This is a genomic window from Clostridioides sp. ZZV14-6345, assembly GCF_020657775.1.
GTDB classification, from domain to species: Bacteria; Bacillota; Clostridia; order Peptostreptococcales; family Peptostreptococcaceae; genus Clostridioides; species Clostridioides difficile_D.
Map to the genome: position 1 here is coordinate 21,527 of NZ_JAGWCX010000034.1, position 22,845 is coordinate 44,371.

Below are 22,845 nucleotides of genomic sequence, written 5' to 3' on the forward strand. Positions count from 1 at the left end.
AAATAAACGCTAACTAATATAGTTGACGTTATAGAATGTTTAGTATATAATGATTTGCAAATATAATTTAGTTAAATGCGTATAATAATTTACAGTAGCTTACAAAAAGCTACTGTAAATTATATAGAATAAAGGGGGTATGAAACCATGGCATTAGTACCTGTAGTTGTTGAACAAACAGGAAGAGGAGAAAGATCTTATGATATTTTTTCTAGACTATTAAAAGACAGAATAATCTTCTTAGGAGATCAAGTTAACGATGCCACAGCAGGGCTTATAGTAGCACAGCTATTATTCTTAGAAGCTGAAGACCCAGACAAAGATATACATTTATATATAAATTCTCCAGGAGGAAGTATAACTTCTGGAATGGCTATATATGATACTATGCAATACATCAAACCAGATGTAAGTACTATATGTATAGGTATGGCTGCTTCTATGGGAGCATTCTTGCTGGCAGCAGGAGCAAAAGGAAAAAGACTAGCACTACCAAATAGTGAAATAATGATACATCAACCATTAGGTGGAGCTCAAGGTCAAGCAACAGACATAGAAATTCATGCAAAGAGGATTTTAAAAATAAAAGAAACTTTAAATGAGATATTATCTGAAAGAACTGGTCAGCCATTAGAAAAAATTAAAATGGATACTGAACGTGATAACTTCATGAGTGCAATAGAAGCCAAAGAATATGGTTTAATAGATGAAGTATTTACAAAGAGACCGTAGATAGAGAGAGGTGTTAATATGTCTAAATATGAAGAAAAACGACAATTAAAGTGTTCATTCTGCGGTAAAAATCAAGATCAAGTAAGAAGATTAATTGCAGGTCCAAATGTATATATTTGTGACGAGTGTGTTGAACTTTGTGACGAAATTATTCAAGAAGAGATAGAAGATACTATAGATGAAGATACTACATCTTTACCAAAACCAAAGGAAATGATGGAGATTCTAAATGATTATGTAATAGGTCAAGAAAAAGCTAAAAAAGCTTTATCAGTTGCAGTTTATAATCATTACAAGAGAATATACAGTAAAAAATCTAGTAGTAAAGATATAGAAATTCAAAAGAGTAATATACTTTTATTAGGGCCAACAGGTTCTGGGAAGACATTACTTGCTCAAACTCTAGCAAGAACATTAAATGTACCTTTTGCAATGGCAGATGCTACATCATTGACTGAAGCTGGATATGTTGGAGAAGATGTTGAAAATATACTTTTAAAACTTATTCAAGCTGCTGATTTTGATATAGAAAAAGCTGAAAGAGGTATAATATATATAGATGAGATAGACAAGATTGCAAGAAAATCTGAAAATCCATCTATAACTAGGGATGTTAGTGGTGAAGGTGTTCAACAAGCACTTCTAAAAATATTAGAAGGTACTGTTGCAAATGTTCCACCACAAGGAGGAAGAAAACATCCTCATCAGGAATTCTTAAAGATAGATACTACTAATGTATTATTTATATTAGGTGGAGCTTTTGATGGATTAGAGAAGATAATTCAAAAACGTGGTGGAGATAAAACACTAGGTTTTGGAGCTAAAATAGAAAGTAAAAAAGAATTAGATTTAGGTAAGTTATATGAAAAAGTACTTCCAGAGGATTTATTAAAATATGGTATAATACCAGAATTTATAGGAAGAATACCAGTTTTAGCTACTTTAGAATTACTGGATGAAGATGCACTAATGCAGATATTACAAGAACCTAAAAATGCTCTGGTAAAACAATATAAAAAATTATTAGAGTTAGATGATGTTGAGCTAGAATTTGAAGAAGGTGCTCTTCGTGCAATAGCTAAAAAAGCTATAGAAAGAAATACAGGAGCTAGAGGGCTTAGAAGTATAGTTGAAAGTGTAATGATGGAAACTATGTTTGAGGTACCATCTAGAGATAATATAAAGAAGGTTATAGTAACAGAGAAATCTGTGAACGAAGACTCAGTAAATCCTATCATAGTACTTAAGGATCAAGAGGAAAGTGCATAAGATGATGAAAAGGAGCTTTAAAAGCTCCTTTTTTTATGTTAATATGCTAAATATAAATTAGATATCAGTATTATAAAAATGTGAGTAGTATACCTAGAATACCAAAGACGAATACAATTGCAATAGAACCAATTTTTCCTTTATATAAAAGATAAAATGATGCTATAAATGCAATTATTCCATATAAATCCCAATTAACTTCTTTGGCAGATGAAAAAGCTGCTGCTAATATGAATCCTAGAGTAATTGGTCTAAGAACTATCAATAAGTTTTCCACTTTTTTATTGTTTTTGAACTTAGAAAATAACTTTGATATAATAGTTAGACCTATTAACGCAAAAATCGTGACACCAACAGTTGCAGCTAGAGAACCAAAGAAGCCAGCAGTCTTAAATCCTACAAATGTAGCACTATTTATTGCTACAGGACCTGGTGTAGATTGTGATATAGCAAGTAAATCCAAAAATTCTTGATTAGTTATAAGGTGGTATTTAGATATAAATTCTTGCTGAATAAATGGTAACATAGCATACCCGCCACCAAAACTAAATGCTCCTATTTTAAGGAATATTAAGAAGAGTAGTGTTATTTCTGACATAGACTATATACACCTCCTCCAATTATTAAATAAATAGGACTTATATTGAATACACCAACAGATAAAACTGCTATAATTAATAGTAGTATGTTAGTTTTAGACTTTGGCAGTTTCTTAAACATGCTTGTAAAAGAATACAATATAAGAGCTATTACAACAGGCGCAACTCCTTTAAAAAATCCATCTAAAATTTTAGATGATGAATTTTTAAAATACAGATACGATAAGACTAAGACTATACAAAATGATGGTAAAGCAGAACCTAAGGTACATATAAGAACTCCTGGTATACCATAAAGTTTATATCCTAATAATACAGAGATATTAACTGCCAGTACTCCAGGATAACTTTGAGCTATGGATAAATAATCAATAAATTCTTCCTGCTCTAAAAGTTTTTGTTTGTTTACAAGTTCATCTTGTATAAGAGGAACCATAGCGTATCCACCACCAAATGTAAACGCACCAATTTTTAAAAAGGTTAAAAACAATTTCAACATAATAGAAACCTCCAAAAGATAAATAACATCTAAGTATACTAATATTAATATTATATCATAATAAAATAATAATATAGTATGATAGTATTCTAAGAATTTATCATTAATGTTGAAAATTAACTTGTTCGAATATATAATATTAAAAGCAAAATAATTAGACTAGAAAAGGAGTAATGTTGATGGAACAAAATTATACTAAAATAGATCATGAATTACCATTAATTCCTCTAAGAGGATTAGCTATATTTCCATATATGATATTAAATTTTGATATAGGAAGAGAGATATCTCTTAAAGCTTTAGACCAAGCCATGATGGATGAAGAGCTTATATTTTTAACATCTCAGAAAGAAGCTGAGGTAGATGAGCCAGGAGAAGAAGACTTTTATCATGTGGGAACAATCTGTAAAGTTAAACAAATGATAAAATTACCAGGAGATACAGTTCGTGTTTTAGTTGAAGGTGTATCAAGAGGTAGAGTAAAAAAAATAGAACAAGAAGAAGGGTATTTTAGAGCAGTAATAGAAGAAATAGTTTTTGACAGTGATAATCTGGATAGTGAAACAGAGGTTGAAATCGAGGCATTTGTAAGAAATGTATTTGATGCTTTTGAAGAATATATAAATATTGGAAACAGGGTATCTCCAGAAATATTGATATCTTTAGCGGATATAGAAGATGTAGATAGATTTATAGATACAATAGCTGCAAACATATACCTAAAATCAAGTCAAAAGCAAGAAATATTAGAAGAATTTGATATCAAGAAAAGACTTGAACTTATCTATTCTATATTATTAGAGGAAATAGATATATTAAAAATAGAAAAGAAGATAACTTTAAGAGTAAAAAAACAGATGAATAAAGTTCAAAAAGAATATTATCTTAGAGAACAATTAAAAGCTATACAGAAAGAATTAGGTGAAGAAGAAGATATAAATTCTGAAGCAGATGAATATAGAGAAAAACTTAAAAAAATAAAAGCACCTAAGACAACTAAGGAAAAAATAGAAAAAGAAATAGATAAATTTTCAAAGATATCTTCAATGTCTCCAGATGTATCTGTAAGTAGAAACTATTTAGACACTATATTCTCATTGCCATGGAACAAAGAGACAAAAGATAAATTAGATATAACTAAGGCAAAAGATATATTAGATGAAGACCATTATGGGCTAGAGAAAGTTAAAGAAAGAATATTAGAGTATCTAGCTATAAGAACTCTTGCTAAGTCACTTAAAGGTCCTATAATATGTCTAGTTGGACCTCCAGGAACAGGAAAGACATCTATAGTAAAATCAATAGCTAAAGCATTAAATAGAAAATTTGTAAGAATATCTTTAGGTGGAGTTAGAGATGAAGCAGAAATAAGAGGTCATAGAAGAACATATGTAGGCTCAATTCCAGGAAGAATAATTAATGGAGTAAAAGAAGCACAAACAAAAAATCCTGTATTCTTATTTGATGAAATAGATAAAATGGCAGCAGATTATAAAGGTGACCCAGCTTCAGCTATGCTAGAAGTGTTAGACCCAGAGCAAAACAAGGATTTTGTAGACCATTACTTAGAAATACCTTTTGATTTGTCAAAAATACTATTTGTTACAACAGCAAACAGTTTAGGTAATATACCAAGACCATTATTAGATAGAATGGAAATAATAGAAGTATCTGGATATATAGAAGAAGAAAAACTAAATATAGCAAAGAAATATTTACTTCCAAAACAAATTAAAGAACATGCTTTAAAAGAAAACTTTATAAAAATGGATGATGAAACTTTAAGAAGTATAATAAACCATTATACAAGAGAAGCTGGCGTAAGAACATTAGAGAGAACTATTGGTAAAATTTGTAGAAAAATTGCAAAAAAATATGTTGAAGACCCAACTCTTGAAGAAGTTGTTGTAAATAAGTCTGACCTAGAAACATATCTTGGAAAAGACATGTTTAAGTATCAACTTGCAGAAGTTAATCCTCAAATAGGACTAGTAAATGGTCTTGCATGGACAGCAGTAGGTGGAGTTACACTTGAAGTAGAAGTAAATGTGCTTAAAGGTAAAGGGGAAATTGTATTAACTGGAAAACTAGGAGATGTTATGAAGGAATCTGCTAAGACAGGTATCTCTTATATAAGGTCAATAGTAGACAAGTTTGATATAGACCCTGATTTTTATAAGACTAATGATATTCATATACACATTCCAGAAGGGGCTGTTCCAAAAGATGGACCATCAGCTGGTATAACTATGGCCCTTGCAGTAATCTCAGCACTTACTAAAAGACCTGTACCAGGCAATATAGCCATGACAGGAGAGATAACTTTAAGAGGTAGAGTATTAGCAGTAGGAGGAGTTAAAGAAAAATTATTAGCAGCTCATAGAGCTGGTATAACAAAAGTATTAATTCCTAAAGAATGTGAAGCTGATTTAGATGAAATACCAGAAAATGTAAAAGAGAAAATGGAATTTGTACTTGTAGAGCATATGGATGAAGTATTAGAACAAGCTTTATTAAAGAGTGGTGAAAAAAATGAAAATTAGAAGTTCAGAGATAACTATGAGTGCTGTGAATAAATCACAGTATCCAGCAGAAGGTATCCCAGAGATAGCATTGGCTGGTAGGTCAAATGTTGGAAAATCATCAATAATAAACACATTGCTTAACAGAAGAAACTTTGCTAGAACTAGCCAAACACCAGGAAAAACTAGAACTATAAATTTTTATTTAATAAATAATGAGTTTTACTTTGTGGACCTTCCAGGCTATGGATATGCAAAGATAGCTAAGTCTGAAAAAGAAAAATGGGGAGGTATAATGGAAAGGTATCTAGAAAGTAGACAAGAGTTATGTTCTATATTCCTACTTGTAGATATTAGACATGAGCCTACAGCAGACGATAAGCTTATGTACGAATGGATAAAGCACTTTGGATATAACTGTGTAGTTATTGCAACTAAGGCAGATAAAATATCTAGAGGACAATATCAAAAACACATAAGTATAATAAGAAAAAAATTACAAATGGAAAGTAGAGAAAAAGTAATTCCTGTTTCTTCGTTAAAAAAGACTGGTGTTGAAGAACTCTGGGAAGAAATTGTAAATCAATACAATCAACATGGATATGATATAACAGTAGATTAAATCTAGAATGTTAAATGTTGATATAAAATTTATTTGAATAATAAATATAATATAATAGTAAGTTAGTTTTAATTGTATCAATATTAAAATATAGGATGCCTCAAAATGGATTTAATGGTCATTTTTTGGCATCCTTATTGTTTATAAACAATGAAAATCAGTAATTTGTTGCTAAATATTAATAAAATCTAGTAAAGTATAGTAAAATTAGTATAAATTGGCTTAATTAAAAAATTATTGACTTGTATAGTCATCAATAAATCATAGTTAAGAAATAGATTTATCTGTTTTTCTCATAAATAAAATAGTTAATATAAGTCCTATAAAGCATACTGCTGCTGCAATCCAATAAGATTGATTGCTAGCTATAACATAGGCTGATGTATGACTTTTAAACTTTTGATTGTATGTAAGGCTTTGTGCAAAAAACCACTAAAAAATGCTGTTCCAAGAGCAAATGACAAATTACGAACAGTTGCAAGAAAACTGCCTCCATATCCTTTTTCATTTGCGGGGAATGCATTAGAAACTATACCAAGTCCAGTTGCCATTAAAATACTTGCTCCAACTGCTTGAAATATTCTTGAAGAAATCAATGTTGATTAAACAACAAAAAAAGCACCTACATCTTAGGTACCTTGAATGTGTCTAATTTCATGAATAAATACGGTAGTTGAAGGATTTGTATAGATTGCTCATGTAAAATTACATAAAGATACTCATATACTATTTTCTTCTACCATCCAGATTTTACTGTCGGCTTTGGAATCTGACCAAATTATGCCATAAGGCTCGTGGGCTTTTACCGCCGATAGGGAATTTCGCCCATTTCTGAAGAAAAACAGATGTGTTTTGTAATATTATTTTAACATAAAATTAGAATGGAGACAATTGGATTTAAGTAATATGCAGCTATATTAAAATACAAACACTTAAATTATATTTATAGATAAAATCTAAATCATATTATGAGAATCTATAGTAATTAGATAAGATTAACATGTTATTAGTATTAGATAATAAGTTTTAGATTTATCAAAAGCATAAAGCTGTAACAAAACTCGTATAATATTAATATCTTAATTAAGAGATATTGTAAATTATGAGGAGGCGTTAATATGGAAGGAAAGGTAAAGAAGGCATTTCCGGGTGGAAACACATCACAAGGCTCATATTCTTTTTTTGACTATATAATTCCTGAAAATGTAAAAAGAGTTTTTTGCTTAAAGGGTGGACCTGGAGTAGGAAAATCCTCACTTATGAAAAAAATTTATAAAGAATTTTTGCATAGAGGATACGACATTGATTTATATCACTGCCCTTCTGACCCAAGTTCGTTGGATGGTTTAGTTATAAAGAAATTAGGCGTGGTACTTATGGATGCAACTGCTCCACATACTATGGACCCAAAGCTACCTGGAGCTTTGGATGAAATAATTAATTTAGGCGATTACTGGAATACAGAAGAGTTAGAAAAAAATAGACAAGAAATATTAATTTACGATAAAGATATTAGTAATTCATTTAAAAGAGCCTTTAAGTTCTTAAAGTCGGCAGAACCAATCTTTAGAGATATAGAGGAAAAATATTCTGATTGTATGGATTATGGTAAGGTGAATCTACTTACAGAAGAATTTATAAAAAAATTGTTTGATGGAGTTGAAAGTACAGGAAATTTAAAAAGAGAAAAGCATTTATTTGGTTCAGCTATAACTCCTGTAGGGTGTTTGGATTATACAGAAAACATTTTAAAAGACGTAAAGAAGGTTTATTATTTAGCTGGAGAAATAGGAACTGGGAAGACTACACTATTAAACAAAGTATATAAGAAAGCTATTGAAAAAGGTCTAAATGTAGAAGTTTATCATTATCCACTTATTCCAGAGAAAATTGAGACTGTACTATTAACTGACCTAGATATAGGCATAACTATAAGCACAACTTTTAAAGACGAAGATGTGATTGATTTAAATCAATTTTTAAATAGAGAAAAATTACTTAAATACGAAGAAGATATTAAATTTGATGAAAAAGTTTTAGATGATTTAATTTGTTGGGCAGTGTTAAATCTTAAGAGAGCTAAGTCTAAACATGATATTATAGAAAGTTACTATAGCCCTAATATGAGATTTGATGAAGTTGGAAAGTTAAGAGACAAACTAGTTAAAAGAATTTTAAAATATGAGGAAAACTTATAAACACATATGTTTAAAATGAATGTTGATTATAATATAATTTTTAGTAAATTGGTGTAGCTTTGAAGCTATGCCATTTTACTTTTTTTGATAAAAATAATTATTAATAATCCCTAAAGCACTTATTTGTTTTTTCATGATTATTATCTTCTTTTCTAATTTATGTTTTTTATAATATCACAACAATGTTTATTGAAAGTTTATATATAATTTTAAGAACATCTAAAAATACATATTCGATATTGGTAAATTAGTGATAGGAGTTCGATGTATGATATTATATACTAAAGATGAATTTTAATATATAACTTTGATATAATAAGCATATGTAAATGTTTAATATTTGATTAAAGAAAATTATCATATAAAAATAAATTTGTAAGGAGCAATACAGTATGAAAAAACAATATGTGTTTATAATACTAGCAAGTACTCTTTTAGGTATACTTGTTGGAACCATATTTAGAGATTATAGAAATGAAGAAACAGTTTATACAAGTAAGGATAAGTCAATAAGAAAAGAAATAAAGATGACAAGAAAATCTATAAAAGAATTAACAAAAGAGAAAGTCAAGTTAGATAAAGAAATTAATTCAATAAAAAAAAATCAAAAAAATTCTGAAGAAATATCAGAAATAGAAACTCTTAGAGATAGTCTATCATATTCAGATGTGAAAGGTAGCGGAATAATATTAAGTATAGATGCTATAGATGAAAAAACAGGGAACATAGCTAATAGTATAGACTATAATAAAATTCTTGTAAAAGTTATAAACGAGTTAAAATTAAATGGAGGAAAGTACATAGAAATAAATGGTCAAAGAATTAATCAGTATTCAGAAGTTGTACTTGCAGGAAGCCATATAAATATAAATGGAGTTCCTGTAGCACAACCATATGAAATAAAGTGTATTGGGGATAAATATAAGCTATCTAGTTATGTAGATAAAGGTAGCAAGTATTTAGACAGCATACAAACTACTTATCCAATGAAAATAAGCATAAAAACTGAAGAAAATATCTCTATAAAAAAGATGAATATACCTAATAAATTAAAGTATATAAAGGGTGATTAAGATTATATTAGAGGAAAGCAGTTTACCAATGTTAATACCAGAAAAACTTGCAAAAAAATATAATGTGTTTCCAGTGGAATTTCAAGATGATAATTTAGTTGTAGAAATAGAAGATGAAGATATATATGCTCTACAGGATTTGAGATTAGCCACAGGTAGAGAAATTATATTGAAAAAGGAGAAAAAAGAACTTATAAGTGAGAAGATTGAAAAATATTACAATAGCTTTGAACTTGATGAGGATTATGCAAAAAAATTATTTGAAAATCTTTTAGAAAAAGCTATAAAAGAAAACGCAAGTGATATACATATAGAACCATTTAAAGAGCATTTAATAGTGAGGATGAGAGTAGATGGAGAACTAAAGGAAGTGTCAAAGTTTTTAATTGATGTCTATCCATCATTATCTACAGTTGTAAAGTTGAAAGCTTCAATGGACATAACAGAAAAAAGGCTTCCTCAAGATGGTAGAGTGGATATAAAGTTAGGTGGTAATCTAATTGACATTAGAGTTTCATCAATACCAACTGTATATGGTGAAAAAATTGTTTTGAGAATACTCAATAGAGATACTTTTTTAAAAGACAAACTAGAACTTGGCTTTTCAGAGGAAGCTATAAAATCTATAAATCATATAATAAATAAAAAAGCAGGAATATTATTAGTGACAGGTCCTACAGGTAGTGGAAAGACTACAACAGTATATTCCTTATTAAATGATTTAAAAGGTATAAATAAAAATATAATGACTATAGAAAATCCTGTAGAGTATAAGATGGATGGTATAAGTCAGATTCAAGTAAATTCAAAAGTAGGCTTAAGCTTTGATGTGGGTCTTAGAGCGATATTAAGACAAGACCCAGATATAATAATGGTTGGAGAAATAAGAGATGCAGAAACAGCTAAGATAGCTGTAAGGGCAGCAATAACAGGTCATTTGGTTATAAGTACTTTACATACTAATGATGCAGTGTCTTCCATAGCTAGATTATTGGAAATGCAAATACCACCATATCTTTTAAATGCTTCTCTTATAGGTGTTATATCTCAAAAATTGGTTAGAAAAGTTTGTAATCATTGTAGTCATGAGATTGTGATAAGAGATGATTTTAGTGGAGATGTAAATACTAAAGTGGCTGTAGGTTGTGAAAGATGCAATGATAAAGGATACTTTGGAAGAACAGCAATTTATGAAATCTTAGAAATCAATGATGATATAAAGACATGTATAAGAAATATGGAAGATTCTAGTACTGTTAAGGAAGTGGCACAAAACAATGGAATGATAACATTTGAAGATAGTTGTAAAAGATTAATAAATGAGAAAATAACGACACTAGAAGAATGTTTAGTCGTAAATGAAATGATTTAATTAACTGTATAGTTAAAATTATTTTAAACAGTCAAATTTTATTTAGTATATTTAAATTAAAGAAAATTAAACGTATTAAATTAGAAAATATTAAGCTTATTTAATTACAATTAATATAATTTGGAAGGAATTATAGTACATGAGATTATCTAAAAGTATATTTTATAATTTAGAAAAGTTTTATTTAGTATTAAATAGAATTAGCGATAAAGAAGTTAGGGTAATTTGCAAAGAGATAGGCATATTATTGGAATCTGGATGTGAAATTACAAAGATATTTGAAATCATTGAGAGTCAGTCTAGTAAAAAAGTAAAAAAATTGCTTAATATAGTATCAAATCATATCCAAAAAGGTAACTCAATATCAGAATCATTTCAAATAACAGGTACATTTTCTAAGTTTTTTATAAGTATGGTAAAAGCAGGAGAAACTAGTGGAAACTTAGATATAATAATGAGTGATTTATCTAATTATTATGATAAAGAATACAAATTAAAAACAAAAGTAGTAACTATTTCAATCTATCCAATAATACTCATAGCATTATCTATCATATCAATGATATTTATATTCATATTTGTAATACCTAATTTTCAGGTGGTTTTTGCCAGCAATGGAATTGAACCACCTTTAATAACTAAAGTTTTAATGGAAATGTCTACAATAGTTACAAATAACTTAGGTTATTTGACATTTAGTTTTATATTGTTTTTAATAGGGGCTATTTATTTTCTTATAACAAATAATAGTGTAAAAAGGTTGATTAATTCATTGAAATTCAAGTTACCTTTTGTAAGAAGAATTAATCAGCTAGTAGCTACAACAAGATTTTCAAGAGCATTGTCTATTTTGATTAGTAGTGGAATACAAATTGTGGAAGCTATAGACATGTCAGCAAGTGTTATAGATAATGAATTTATTTATGAAAGACTAAAGATTTCTAATAATTATATAAAAAAGGGAAATGGTATAGGTAAGTCTTTGAATCTAGCAAATATTTTTCCGAAATTATTCATTTCAATGGCAAATACAGGAGAGGAAAGCGGGAAGCTAGATAAAAGTCTAGATGTAATAAATAAATTTTATGAAAATGAATTAAATAACAAAATAGAGCAAATAATGAAATTTATAGAACCTATGTTAATTGTATTTATGGGGTTAATTATTGGAACTTTTATTTTGGCAATGGTTATTCCTATGTTTGATGCAATTACTAGTTTTTAGGATAAAAAATAAATTTTATTAGACAATACTTTTGAAAAGGAGAGAATATTTAATTGATAAATAAAAAACGAAAGGGATTTACACTTGTTGAAATGATTGTGGTGGTAACAATTTTAGGAGTTATATCTAGTATAGCATTAGTTAAGTACAGTAAGGTCCAAGAAAGTGCTAAACTAAATGCAGACTACACGAATGCTGCTAATATAGTAACAGCAGCTAGCATGGCAATTAATGATGATGAAAAGATAGCAGAATCGCTAAGTGTAGAGTCATTAAAGGAAAAGGGATACTTGAATACTGTTCCAGTTCCTCAAAGTACATCAGGTAAATTTGAACTTGTTATAAGTGCTAGTGGAACGGATATAAGTGTAAATATAAATTCTAAACAATTTTATCCAAGATAGTATTTTATATTGATTGTTATAAATTTTAAAATTTATTTTTATTTGAGAAGGAGATGGCTATAATTAAAAAAATTTTAAATTTAGAAATAAATGATGATTATATAAGGCTTGTATTTTTAAGAAAAAATCATAAAAAAGTTTTTATAGATAAATCAATTATAAAAGAGATTAACTTTAATATAAAAAATGATAGTAACTCAGCTGAAAATATTAAATACATAGAAGATGTCGTTAGACTTGTAAAAGAGGAGGTAGGTAAATCAAAAATATCATATAAAAATTTATACTTTAACCTTCAAACTCAAGATATAGTCATTAGGAATATTGAAGTTCTAGATACTAAAAAAAAAGAGATATATTAAATATGATTGAATTTGAAATAACACAATACATTCCAATAAACATAAATAACTATTCAATAAAATATAAAGTTATAAATGCCACCAATGACAAATTGAATGTACAAGTAATTCTTTTTCCAAAAAGTATTATTCAATTAATTAAAAACATTTCAGAAAGTCTAAATATGAACCCAAAAGTTATAAATATAAATTTTGATATACTACAAAAGCTTATAAATTTAAATTTGATAGAGAATTTTTCAGCAGAAGGAGTATTCATAGAATGTAAAAAAAATCAGTTCATTATAAATATAACGAAAGGTAAAAAAATAGAAGAAACATACTTACTATCAAAAGAAATAAAATCCTATGAATCAGTAAGAAAGCTATTAAGTAGCTTTAAGTACATTTATTACTATGGTATAGGAAATAATTTTATTGAAGAGTACTTTAAAGGTACAGATAAGTCTATTAAAATAAATCCATTGAGGTTAAATGATAAAGTAAGAGTAGAAAATAATTTTGATACAGAGTTAGAAGATAGTAGTATAAATTATATAAGCAGTATAGGAATGATTATTTAAATGAAAGTATATAAAACAATAAATTTTCTTAATGGATTGAAAAAAACTAAACCATGTAATAAGGTATATAAAGTAATGATAGTATTAATTTTAACATGTATTTTATTTAAATCGTTTATGTATGTGAAATCTATAAATGAACTTGAAAATTATATAAATCAAAATAAGTTAGTAAATGAAGCAAAACGTACTGTACCAACAACAGTAAAAACTAGGGAGAAATTTTCTAAAATAAAACTTAATGAAATAAAAAAAATATATGAAATAGTTGGAATACATAATATTACTCGGATATCAATAGATAAAAACAAGCTGGAAATGGAAGGTGTATGTAATGATTTAGATGTTTTAGACAATCTAAGGAAAATAAAGTATATAAAATATTATTACATAGATAGTATTGTAAGAAAAGGAGAATTTTACAAGTTTAGAATAAAAAGTTAGATGGGTGATTATTTTTGAGATTAAATAATAGAGAAAAAAATCTACTTAAAATATTGTTAATATTAATTACTATATTAGTAACTAATATAGTATTAAGCCCTTTAGAAGAAAATTTAGATAGCTTGAAGAAAGAAAAACAAAATATAATAAATAGGCAAGATAATTATCAAATAAAGGATAATAAGTATAGAGATGATAAATATATAGAAAATGTTGAATTAAATGGAAATGAAGAATTGAAAAATAATTTTAATAGTTCATTTTTAGATAAAAAAACAAATAAAGATATGGTGTTATTAGTAGAAAATGGACTGAGAAATATTGTGAATATAGAATATATTAATCAAGAAAGTAATTTAGATAATCATAATAAAAAACAAGTTAATTTAGAAATAAAAGTTAATGGAGAACTTGAAAATGTGTTGAAACTTGAAGATGTACTGAAGAATTTAAAGATAAACAATAAACTTGAAAAGATAGAAATCAACAAATTAAAAATGAATAATTTTGATACTCAAAATATTTCTAATGAATATAAACAAGAAAAAGACAATATTGTTGAATGTAAAATGACAATTAGAGTCATATAACAAAAAAGAATAGATAAAGTAAAAAACTATTATCAATTAATAAAATTTTATAGAGGAATTAGTTTTACGATAATCCATTTCTACAAGAGGGATTGTTAGTGATTTTATCGAAATCCTAATTAAAGTTAATATATTGTACCAAAATATAAGTGAATTTAAGAGAATATTTACTTATACTATAGATTGATTAATAAAAAAATGGTATAATAACAAATTGTACTTTAATTTAATAATAAGGGAGTGGAAGTCATATTGTTAGGGAGAAATGAGCTATGCCCTTGTGGAAGTGGCAAAAAATACAAGAAATGTTGTTTAAATAAAGATATTGTTTCAGAAAGAGCATGCAGAAAAACTGAACTTTCACAAAAACAATATATAGATTTATATTCAAAGTTATATGATTATTCAAGACAGAATAAGTTTAAAGACGAATGTGAAAAAGCTAAAGAAATGTTTTATATAATGCAAAATGATAGTGTAAATGAAAAATTTGAAAGATTTTTTAATACTTATTTAATACAAGACCACATAATGGAAAATAAAAAGGTTATGACAGTTGGTTTTCTTGAAGAAAATGGTGCAAACTTAAGTCAATCAGAAGTATCAATATTAAAAAGTCTATTTGAATCATATGTAAGTATCTATGAAGTAAAAGAAGTCTCTGTTGGAAGAATAGTCTTAAAAGATTGTTTAAGTGGAAATGAACTTTACACAGAAGATGTAAAACTTCTAAGAGGCTTTAAAATCGGAAGTTGTATGATAGCTAGAACAGTTGATATTGAAGGAACTAACATACTGATAGATGTAACTATAAGTATATCAAATGAAGTTAAAGACATAATTTTAAAGGATATTATGAATTTATTCAATCAATATCAAGATGTATACAAGGATATGAAGACTTTCTTAATTTATCATACACATATACTATACAAGTATATACAACAGCTTTTAGACCCAAGTATAGCTGAATACTTAAAGAGAGAAAGAGATAAGAATGATACAAAAGTTAATTCAGAAAATAAATTAGCTGAAGGAGAATGTAAAGTTTTAGATACTCTTAAAGAAAATGTAGAAAAAGAAAATATAGAAGCATGTATAGAGTTTTGGAATGAATATAAGAAAAATCACGAAAATATAAAAGGAGCTGAAAATGGTTGGGCAGCTGCTGTTGAATATTATGTTAAGAAAGAAGCAGGACAACCTATAACTCAAGTACAAATATCAAAGAAATATGATATAAGTTCTAGTACACTAGGAAAGAGATACAAAGATTTAAAAATATCTTAATTAATTATAAAAAGCTTTAAGTCATAGATAAAGAATCTATAGTATAATATATGTATAATGTTTAGAAAGAGGTATTAATAATGAGTCTTAGTTTAGGAAATGCAATTGCTGTATCAACGAACTTTATAAAATCTAACCCAGCGGTACCTGTGTACAATGGAGAAGAAATATACGCAGTTATTTATCATATAGAAATAGGATATAACAATGGTGTATCACCTGATACCAAACAATATATAATAATAGACTATAAAGAGTTTGATTTATCTATGGATAAAAAAAATGAACTAATAGAAATTGCTAAAGAGTACTGTAAATCTAAAGGTATTGTAGAAAACGAAAATCTTGAAATAAATCTTTTAGATAATGAAGAAGCAGAAAATTTCTTAGAAAAAGTATTTAATAACATGAAAGTTATAAGAGGTCTTATAACTAAAAGAGGATAAATAAATGGACTATGTAGGAATAGAAAATATAACACCTTATGAAAATGTGTATGAATTTAATGTGTATAAATATGATGATGAAATTACCTTAGGTAGTGAAGAATTATATGTGTGTGAATTAAGGGTTGTATTAATTAAAGTTAATTCTCTGTATGTAAAAAGATTGAATAAGTCAGTTGAAGCAATGGTCTTAGTAAAAAACTTGAAAAAAGATTTAGATAAAGCACTTGTTGTAAACAAAATAAAGAATTTTGTGCTAGACGAGATTTGGGTAGAAAATCTAGTAAAAGAGAATATAGAAGTTATATTTGTAGAAAGCTAGGAATAACCCTAGCTTTTTTATATTACAATCTAAGAGAGGAAAACAATATGTTAAGAGTATCTAATATAAAACTTGGAATCGATAAAGATATATCTTTATTAAAAGATATTGTACTTAAGAAGCTAAGAATAAAAGAAAAAAACTTAGTCAAATATAGTATATATAAAGAATCTATAGATGCTAGAAAAAAAGGAAAAATGGAGTTTGTTTATTCTGTAGATGTAGAAGTTAAAGATGAAAATAAAATACTCAGCTCAAAAATAAAAGATGTAACAAAAATAAAGGAAACTAGATATGTAAATGTAACCATGGGTGATAAGAAATTAAAGAATAATCCTTTGGTAATTGGTAGTGGACCAGCTGGTTTGTTTGCAGGTTTGATTTTAGCTCAAATGGGTTATGAACCAATCATACTTGAAAGAGGTCTTGATGTAGACAATAGAACTAAAGATATAAGTGATTTTTGGACAACTAGAAAATTTAAAAATAATTCAAATGTTCAGTTTGGAGAAGGTGGAGCAGGAACTTTTTCAGATGGTAAACTTACAACTAGAATAAAAGATATACGATGTAGAAAAGTATTAGAAGAATTGGTTCAGTTTGGAGCACCAGATGAAATATTATACTCACATAAGCCACATGTTGGAACAGATATATTAAAAAATGTAGTTAAAAATATAAGAAATGAAATAATAAATCTAGGTGGTCAACTTAGGTTTAATTCAAAAGTGACAGATATAGTTGCATCAAATGATTCTATACAATCTGTAATAATAAATGATACTGAAAAAATAGATACAGATACGATTATATTAGCCGTCGGACATAGTGCAAGAGATACTTATGAAATGTTGCATTCAAGAGGTGTAAAAATAATTCAGAAACCTTTTGCAATAGGAGCTAGAATTGAGCATCCACAAGATTTAATAAATAAAGCACAGTATAAGGAGTTTTATAACCATCCTAGATTAGGAGCTGCTGATTATAGACTTATAGAGCATGTTTCAAATGGAAGAACAGCATATACTTTTTGTATGTGTCCAGGAGGCAGTGTCATAGCATCTGCATCAAATGATTTTGAAATAGTTACAAATGGTATGAGTGAACATGCAAGAGATAAAGTAAATGCAAACAGTGCATTCTTAGTAAATGTAACTCCAGAAGATTTTAATAGTGATAATCCACTAGCAGGTGTACATTTCCAACAAAAATATGAAAAATTGGCTTTTGAATTAGGTGGAAAAAATTATAATGCACCAGTCCAGCTTGTCGGAGATTTTATCAATAATAAAACTTCTACAAATTTAGGAAGTGTTGAGCCATCATATAGACCCGGATATACACTTACAAATTTAAGCGAATGTTTGCCTAGCTTTGTAACAGATACTATGAGAGAAGCATTCATATCTCTTGATAAAAAATTGAACGGATTTGCAATGTATGATGCTGTTTTAACTGGAGTAGAAACTAGGTCATCATCACCAATAAGAATAGTAAGAGATGAAAATACTTTAGAATCAATAAGTGTTAAGAATTTATATCCATGTGGTGAAGGTGCTGGATATGCAGGTGGAATAGTCACAGCAGCAGTTGATGGTATAAAATGTGCAGAAAAAATAATACAAAAATACACTAATAATACAAAAATTTAACATAAACTTAATGATTTTTTAATATTTAACATGAATTTAACATTATAGCTCCTATAATTTGATAAAATACAATAGGTTATAAAATTTTTAGATACAGTAATCTCTTTACAAGGAGGAAATAATTTGAACATTATAATAAGTCTAATGGGTGGATTAGGTCTGTTCTTATATGGTATGAACCTTATGGGAGAAGGTCTTCAAAAGTCTGCTGGGACAAAGCTAAAAAAGATAATAAAATTACTTACTAGTAACCTATTTATGGGAGTTTTGGTAGGTACAGGAGTTACAGCAGTAATACAAAGTTCAAGTGCTACTACTGTAATGGTTGTTGGTTTCGTAAACGCTGGAATAATGACTTTAAAACAGGCAATTGGGGTTATAATGGGTGCTAACATAGGTACTACTGTTACAGCCCAATTGGTATCTTTTGACTTAACTGGGATGGCTCCAGTAGCATTAGGTATAGGTATCATACTTTATTTATTTGGAAATAAGCCTAGGATAAAAAATATAGCCGAAATACTTATAGGTTTTGGTATATTATTTACAGGTATGGATTTTATGAAGATGGCAGTGGAACCATTAAGAGATTATCAAGGGTTTACTGATTTACTTGTCACATTTGGTAGATATCCACTACTTGGATTATTATTGGGATTTGGTATTACAGCAATAATACAAAGTTCAAGTGCATCTATGGGTATGTTAGTTGCGTTGGCAGCAGAAGGTCTAGTACCATTATCAGCAGCGCTACCAATTCTTTATGGCCAAAATATTGGTACATGTGTAACTTCACTGTTATCGAGTATTGGTGCCAACAAAAATGCACGAAGAGCAGCTATGATGCATCTAATCTTTAATGTTTTAGGAACTGTGATATTCTTAATATTATTGAATAAACCAGTAGTAAGCTTGGTTACAAGTTGGGACCCAAGTAATGTTGCAAGACAAATAGCTAATACACATACATTGTTTAATATAATATCTGTCTTAATACTTTTACCATTTACAAGTCTTATCATAAAACTAGCTATAAAACTTGTTCCTGATAAAGTAGGTGACATAGATGAAGATGAAACTAAAACTATTAAATATATAGACGATAGAATGATAGAAACTCCTTCTATAGCTCTTGCAAATACAATAAAAGAAGCACTTCGTATGGGTGAAAAGGCTAAGGAAAGTTTAAATGCATCTATGGAAGCTTTAGTAGAACATTCAACCGAAAAAATAGACAAGACATATAGACGAGAGAAATTAATCAATGATTTACAAAAAGCAATTTTGAATTATTTACTTAAACTTTCAAAAGCTCCTTTAGATGATGATTCAAGAGAAGTTGTAGATACCTTGTTTAATACAGTCAATGATATAGAGAGAATTGGTGACCATGCTAAAAATATAGCTGAATTATCACAAGTTGCAATAGATTCAAATATTTCTTTCTCTGAAGAGGGACAATCTGAACTTGATGTTATGTATAATAGAGTTGTTTCAGCATATACTTATGCATTAGAATCAATGAGAGCTGATAATGTAGATTTGGCTTGTAAAGTTATAAAAATTGAAGAGCAAGTTGATATAATGGAGAAATCTTGTAGAGCTAATCACATGTATAGATTGAACAATAATTTATGCAGTATAGAAAATGGCGTTATTTATTTAGATGTAATAAGTAATCTAGAGAGAATATCTGACCATGCCGTCAACATAGCACAACAAGTTATAGCGAAGAGATTAGGTAATGATTAAAAATAATTAATTTAAAATAATATAAGAATTAAATTAGAAAATAAATAAAAAGAAATTCTAAATCATATGTTTAGAGTTTCTTTTTTGTAATTTATTTAATTAAAAATTTATAATTTATAGATAGTTATAATATTTAGAAGAATCGATTTCCTAACAATGAATAATGATGTATGTATGATTTTGTGGTAAATTTTTAAAAAAAATACCCATATTTTGTGTTATAATCTCTTTAAAACGAATATGCTGAAAAGAGGGATTTAAATGGGAAAAATAAATTTTGATTATAGTAGAGCTACAGAGTTTTTTTGTCAAAACGAAATAGATGTCATGCAACCATATGTAGATGTTGCACACGACATGTTACATAATAAAACTGGCTTAGGAAATACTTTTTTAGGATGGGTAGACCTTCCTAAAAATTATGATAAGGAAGAGTTTGATAGAATAAAAAAATCTGCTGAAAAGATAAAATCAGACTCAGATGTTCTTTTAGTAATAGGCATAGGAGGTTCTTATTTAGGTTCAAGAGCTGCTATAGATATGGTAAGTCATTCTTTTAGAAATGGACTTAAAAAAGAACAAAGAAAGGCTCCAGAAGTATATTTTGTAGGACATAATATAAGCTCAACATACATTATGGATTTATTAGATATAATTGAAGGAAAGGATATTTCTGTAAATGTAATATCTAAATCAGGGACTACTACAGAACCAGCTCTTGCTTTTAGAATATTTAAAGATTATTTAGAGAAAAAGTATGGTAAAGAAGAAGCGAGAAAGAGAATTTATACAACAACAGATTCAAGTAAAGGTGCACTTAGACAGTTAGCTACAGAAGAAGGGTATGAGACTTTTGTAATACCAGATGATGTAGGTGGTCGTTTCTCTGTATTGACAGCAGTTGGATTACTTCCTATTGCTGCTGCAGGACTTGATATTGATGCTATGATGAAAGGTGCAAATGATGCTAGAGAAGCATTTCAAAATCCTGATTTAAAAAATAATGATAGTTATAGATATGCTGTTGCTAGAACAATTTTACATAGAAAAGGAAAAGATGTAGAACTATTGGTTAACTACGAACCTCAATTACATTATGTAAGTGAGTGGTGGAAACAGCTTTATGGAGAAAGTGAAGGGAAAGAAAATAAAGGTTTATTCCCTGCTTCTGTAGATTTCTCAACAGATTTACATTCTATGGGGCAATACATACAAGATGGAAAAAGAATCTTATTTGAAACAGTACTTAATGTTGAAAACTGTAAGAGAAATATAACTATAGATTCAGAGGAAGTAGATTTAGATGGTTTAAACTATCTAGCAGGTAAGACTGTAGATTTTGTTAATCATAAAGCTTTTGAAGGAACTCTATTAGCTCATACAGATGGAAAAGTACCTAATTTAGTAATAAATATACCTCAATTAGATGAGTATAATTTTGGATATTTAGTGTATTTCTTTGAAAAAGCTTGTGGAATAAGTGGATATTTATTGGGAGTTAATCCATTTGACCAGCCAGGAGTAGAAGCTTATAAGAAAAATATGTTTGCTTTACTAGGAAAACCAGGTTATGAAAAAGAAAAGGAAGAATTAGAAAAAAGACTTAAATAATTTTAAATAGTTAAGGTTTAATTAAGATTAAAATAATATAATGAAATCATCGAAAAGGAGTTTACTCAAAATAGATGATTTCATTTTTTTATGAAAAATTGGGAAAAATATATTTTGATAATTTATATTATATTAGATAGGGAGTGGTATGAGATGTCAAGAAGAAAGAAAGGTATCAGTTTAGTAATATTAGTTGCTATAATAAGCTCAATACTTAGTAGCTTACTAACAATAATTTTAGTTAAGGATAATTTAGGAAGTAAGTCTGCGGCAAATTCTACACCAATAGTCGTAAATGATGATGGTAAGAGTCAAAATATTTATCAGGCAGTTGCAGAAAAAGCCACACCATCTGTTGTAGGTATTACGACAACTAGTGTCGATACTAATAATATGTTTGCAATACCAACTGAAACACAAGGTGTGGGAACTGGAATCATAGTCGATTCAAATGGATATATACTTACTAATTCTCATGTTATATCAGATGGTCAAGCTACAAGTGTGAATGTATTATTCAATGACGGTTCAACAACTTCAGGTAAAGTAGTATGGTTTGACCAACAACTTGATTTGGCTATAGTTAAAGTTGATAAAACTGGGCTAACACCAGCAGAATTTGCTGATAGTGATAAAGTAAAAGTTGGTGATATATCAATAGCAATAGGTAATCCTCTTGGATTAGATTTCCAAAAAACAGTTACTCAAGGGATAATAAGTGGATTAGACAGAACTATACAAACAGAAAAAACTAATATGACTGGTTTATTACAAACTGATGCAAGTATAAATGCAGGAAATAGTGGAGGACCATTATTAAATCAAAAAGGTCAAGTAATTGGTATAAATACAGCAAAAGCTTCTCAAGCAGAAGGTTTAGGATTTGCAATACCAATTAATACAGCTAAAAGTATAGTTGAAGAAGTAATAAAAACTGGAAAATATGAAAAAGTAACTTTAGGTATAAAAGGTACAGATGTATCAAATTATGAAGCAGCTACAGGTACAAAATTAAGCACTGATAAAGGTGTTTATGTTGCAGAAGTAATATATGGTTCATCAGCAGAAAAATCTGGAATAAAAGTAGGAGATATTATAACTAAAGTGGGAGATACAAATATAACAGGTATGAATGACTTAAATAAAAAGTTATATACTTTCTCAAAAGGTGCTAGTACAAAAATCACAGTAAATAGAGGCGGAAAAGCAGTAACTATAAATGTGAATTTCTAAATATGACTAGAAGGAGGGGGCTGTCGCACTAGAAAATAGTGCTACGCCCTTTTTTGTATAAAAAA

The 22,845-nt window shown here is 28.1% G+C and carries 23 protein-coding genes and 1 riboswitch; of the genes, 20 read left to right on the plus strand and 3 right to left on the minus strand.

What is annotated here, in order from left to right; genetic code table 11:
- Nucleotides 1–147: 147 nt before the first annotated feature.
- Nucleotides 148–732: an ATP-dependent Clp endopeptidase proteolytic subunit ClpP gene (clpP, locus tag KGF39_RS10695; RefSeq protein ID WP_021386274.1), complete on the plus strand. Its 585-nt coding sequence runs from the start codon at nt 148–150 to the stop codon at nt 730–732.
- An 18-nt stretch (nt 733–750) separates the two neighbouring features.
- Nucleotides 751–2,001, plus strand: a complete 1,251-nt coding sequence (gene clpX / locus KGF39_RS10700) for an ATP-dependent Clp protease ATP-binding subunit ClpX (RefSeq protein WP_003417105.1) — start codon at nt 751–753, stop codon at nt 1,999–2,001.
- Nucleotides 2,002–2,071: 70 nt separating this feature from the next.
- Here clpX and KGF39_RS10705 read toward each other — a convergent pair whose 3' ends face one another.
- Both KGF39_RS10705 and KGF39_RS10710 read right to left on the minus strand, forming a co-directional pair.
- The gene (locus KGF39_RS10705) at nt 2,072–2,599 is read right to left on the minus strand and encodes a chromate transporter (RefSeq protein ID WP_054275210.1); all 528 of its coding nucleotides are present in this window, start codon (nt 2,597–2,599) and stop codon (nt 2,072–2,074) included.
- A complete protein-coding gene (locus KGF39_RS10710; protein ID WP_003417110.1) occupies nt 2,587–3,099 on the minus strand; it encodes a chromate transporter in 513 nt (170 codons plus the stop codon). Before KGF39_RS10710 ends, KGF39_RS10705 begins: the two co-directional genes overlap by 13 nt.
- A 179-nt stretch (nt 3,100–3,278) precedes the next feature.
- Between KGF39_RS10710 and lon the strand changes: the two genes are divergently transcribed.
- Both lon and yihA read left to right on the plus strand, forming a co-directional pair.
- Nucleotides 3,279–5,642 (plus strand): endopeptidase La, encoded by a 2,364-nt coding sequence (gene lon / locus KGF39_RS10715; RefSeq protein WP_227822295.1) that lies wholly within the window; start codon nt 3,279–3,281, stop codon nt 5,640–5,642.
- Complete coding sequence (gene yihA, locus KGF39_RS10720) at nt 5,632–6,243, plus strand: ribosome biogenesis GTP-binding protein YihA/YsxC (RefSeq protein WP_227822296.1); 612 nt, start codon at nt 5,632–5,634, stop codon at nt 6,241–6,243. Before lon ends, yihA begins: the two co-directional genes overlap by 11 nt.
- A gap of 365 nt (nt 6,244–6,608) precedes the next feature.
- On the opposite strand, the gene KGF39_RS10725 is transcribed toward yihA, so the two are convergent.
- Nucleotides 6,609–6,839, minus strand: coding sequence for a hypothetical protein (locus KGF39_RS10725; protein WP_227822297.1), 231 nt, complete (start codon nt 6,837–6,839; stop codon nt 6,609–6,611).
- A 131-nt stretch (nt 6,840–6,970) separates the two neighbouring features.
- Nucleotides 6,971–7,086, minus strand: a riboswitch (FMN riboswitch).
- A 275-nt stretch (nt 7,087–7,361) separates the two neighbouring features.
- Here KGF39_RS10725 and KGF39_RS10730 point away from each other — a divergent pair.
- From KGF39_RS10730 to htrA, 16 genes are all read left to right on the plus strand, one after another.
- On the plus strand, nt 7,362–8,441 hold the full coding sequence (locus tag KGF39_RS10730) for an ATP-binding protein (RefSeq protein ID WP_227822298.1): 1,080 nt from the start codon (nt 7,362–7,364) through the stop codon (nt 8,439–8,441).
- Between the two features lie 392 nt (nt 8,442–8,833).
- On the plus strand, nt 8,834–9,514 hold the full coding sequence (locus KGF39_RS10735) for a DUF881 domain-containing protein (RefSeq protein ID WP_227822299.1): 681 nt from the start codon (nt 8,834–8,836) through the stop codon (nt 9,512–9,514).
- A complete protein-coding gene (locus tag KGF39_RS10740) occupies nt 9,507–10,886 on the plus strand; it encodes a GspE/PulE family protein (protein WP_227822300.1) in 1,380 nt (459 codons plus the stop codon). The genes KGF39_RS10735 and KGF39_RS10740 overlap by 8 nt, the downstream gene beginning before the upstream one ends.
- 139 nt (nt 10,887–11,025) lie before the next feature.
- Nucleotides 11,026–12,111, plus strand: coding sequence for a type II secretion system F family protein (locus KGF39_RS10745; RefSeq protein WP_054275203.1), 1,086 nt, complete (start codon nt 11,026–11,028; stop codon nt 12,109–12,111).
- Between the two features lie 53 nt (nt 12,112–12,164).
- The gene (locus tag KGF39_RS10750) at nt 12,165–12,515 is read left to right on the plus strand and encodes a type II secretion system protein (RefSeq protein WP_227822301.1); all 351 of its coding nucleotides are present in this window, start codon (nt 12,165–12,167) and stop codon (nt 12,513–12,515) included.
- Between the two features lie 53 nt (nt 12,516–12,568).
- Entirely contained in the window at nt 12,569–12,877 is a 309-nt protein-coding gene (locus KGF39_RS10755) for a hypothetical protein (protein WP_227822302.1), read from the plus strand.
- A 2-nt stretch (nt 12,878–12,879) separates the two neighbouring features.
- Nucleotides 12,880–13,440 carry a hypothetical protein gene (locus KGF39_RS10760; protein ID WP_227822303.1) on the plus strand — a complete coding sequence of 187 codons (561 nt, stop codon included), beginning with the start codon at nt 12,880–12,882 and terminating at the stop codon, nt 13,438–13,440.
- Entirely contained in the window at nt 13,441–13,884 is a 444-nt protein-coding gene (locus KGF39_RS10765; RefSeq protein WP_227822304.1) for a hypothetical protein, read from the plus strand.
- A gap of 14 nt (nt 13,885–13,898) precedes the next feature.
- Complete coding sequence (locus KGF39_RS10770) at nt 13,899–14,474, plus strand: hypothetical protein (protein ID WP_227822305.1); 576 nt, start codon at nt 13,899–13,901, stop codon at nt 14,472–14,474.
- Nucleotides 14,475–14,726: 252 nt separating this feature from the next.
- Nucleotides 14,727–15,764 (plus strand): SEC-C domain-containing protein, encoded by a 1,038-nt coding sequence (locus KGF39_RS10775; protein ID WP_227822306.1) that lies wholly within the window; start codon nt 14,727–14,729, stop codon nt 15,762–15,764.
- 80 nt (nt 15,765–15,844) lie between these two features.
- Nucleotides 15,845–16,210 (plus strand): hypothetical protein, encoded by a 366-nt coding sequence (locus KGF39_RS10780; protein WP_054275197.1) that lies wholly within the window; start codon nt 15,845–15,847, stop codon nt 16,208–16,210.
- A 4-nt stretch (nt 16,211–16,214) separates the two neighbouring features.
- A complete protein-coding gene (locus tag KGF39_RS10785; protein WP_227822307.1) occupies nt 16,215–16,532 on the plus strand; it encodes a hypothetical protein in 318 nt (105 codons plus the stop codon).
- A 47-nt stretch (nt 16,533–16,579) separates the two neighbouring features.
- Nucleotides 16,580–18,184 carry an FAD-dependent protein gene (locus tag KGF39_RS10790; protein WP_227822308.1) on the plus strand — a complete coding sequence of 535 codons (1,605 nt, stop codon included), beginning with the start codon at nt 16,580–16,582 and terminating at the stop codon, nt 18,182–18,184.
- A gap of 123 nt (nt 18,185–18,307) precedes the next feature.
- On the plus strand, nt 18,308–19,936 hold the full coding sequence (locus KGF39_RS10795) for a Na/Pi cotransporter family protein (protein WP_227822309.1): 1,629 nt from the start codon (nt 18,308–18,310) through the stop codon (nt 19,934–19,936).
- A gap of 261 nt (nt 19,937–20,197) precedes the next feature.
- Nucleotides 20,198–21,547 (plus strand): glucose-6-phosphate isomerase, encoded by a 1,350-nt coding sequence (locus KGF39_RS10800; RefSeq protein ID WP_227822310.1) that lies wholly within the window; start codon nt 20,198–20,200, stop codon nt 21,545–21,547.
- A gap of 153 nt (nt 21,548–21,700) precedes the next feature.
- Nucleotides 21,701–22,780, plus strand: a complete 1,080-nt coding sequence (gene htrA, locus KGF39_RS10805; protein WP_227822311.1) for a serine protease HtrA — start codon at nt 21,701–21,703, stop codon at nt 22,778–22,780.
- Nucleotides 22,781–22,845: the final 65 nt, after the last annotated feature.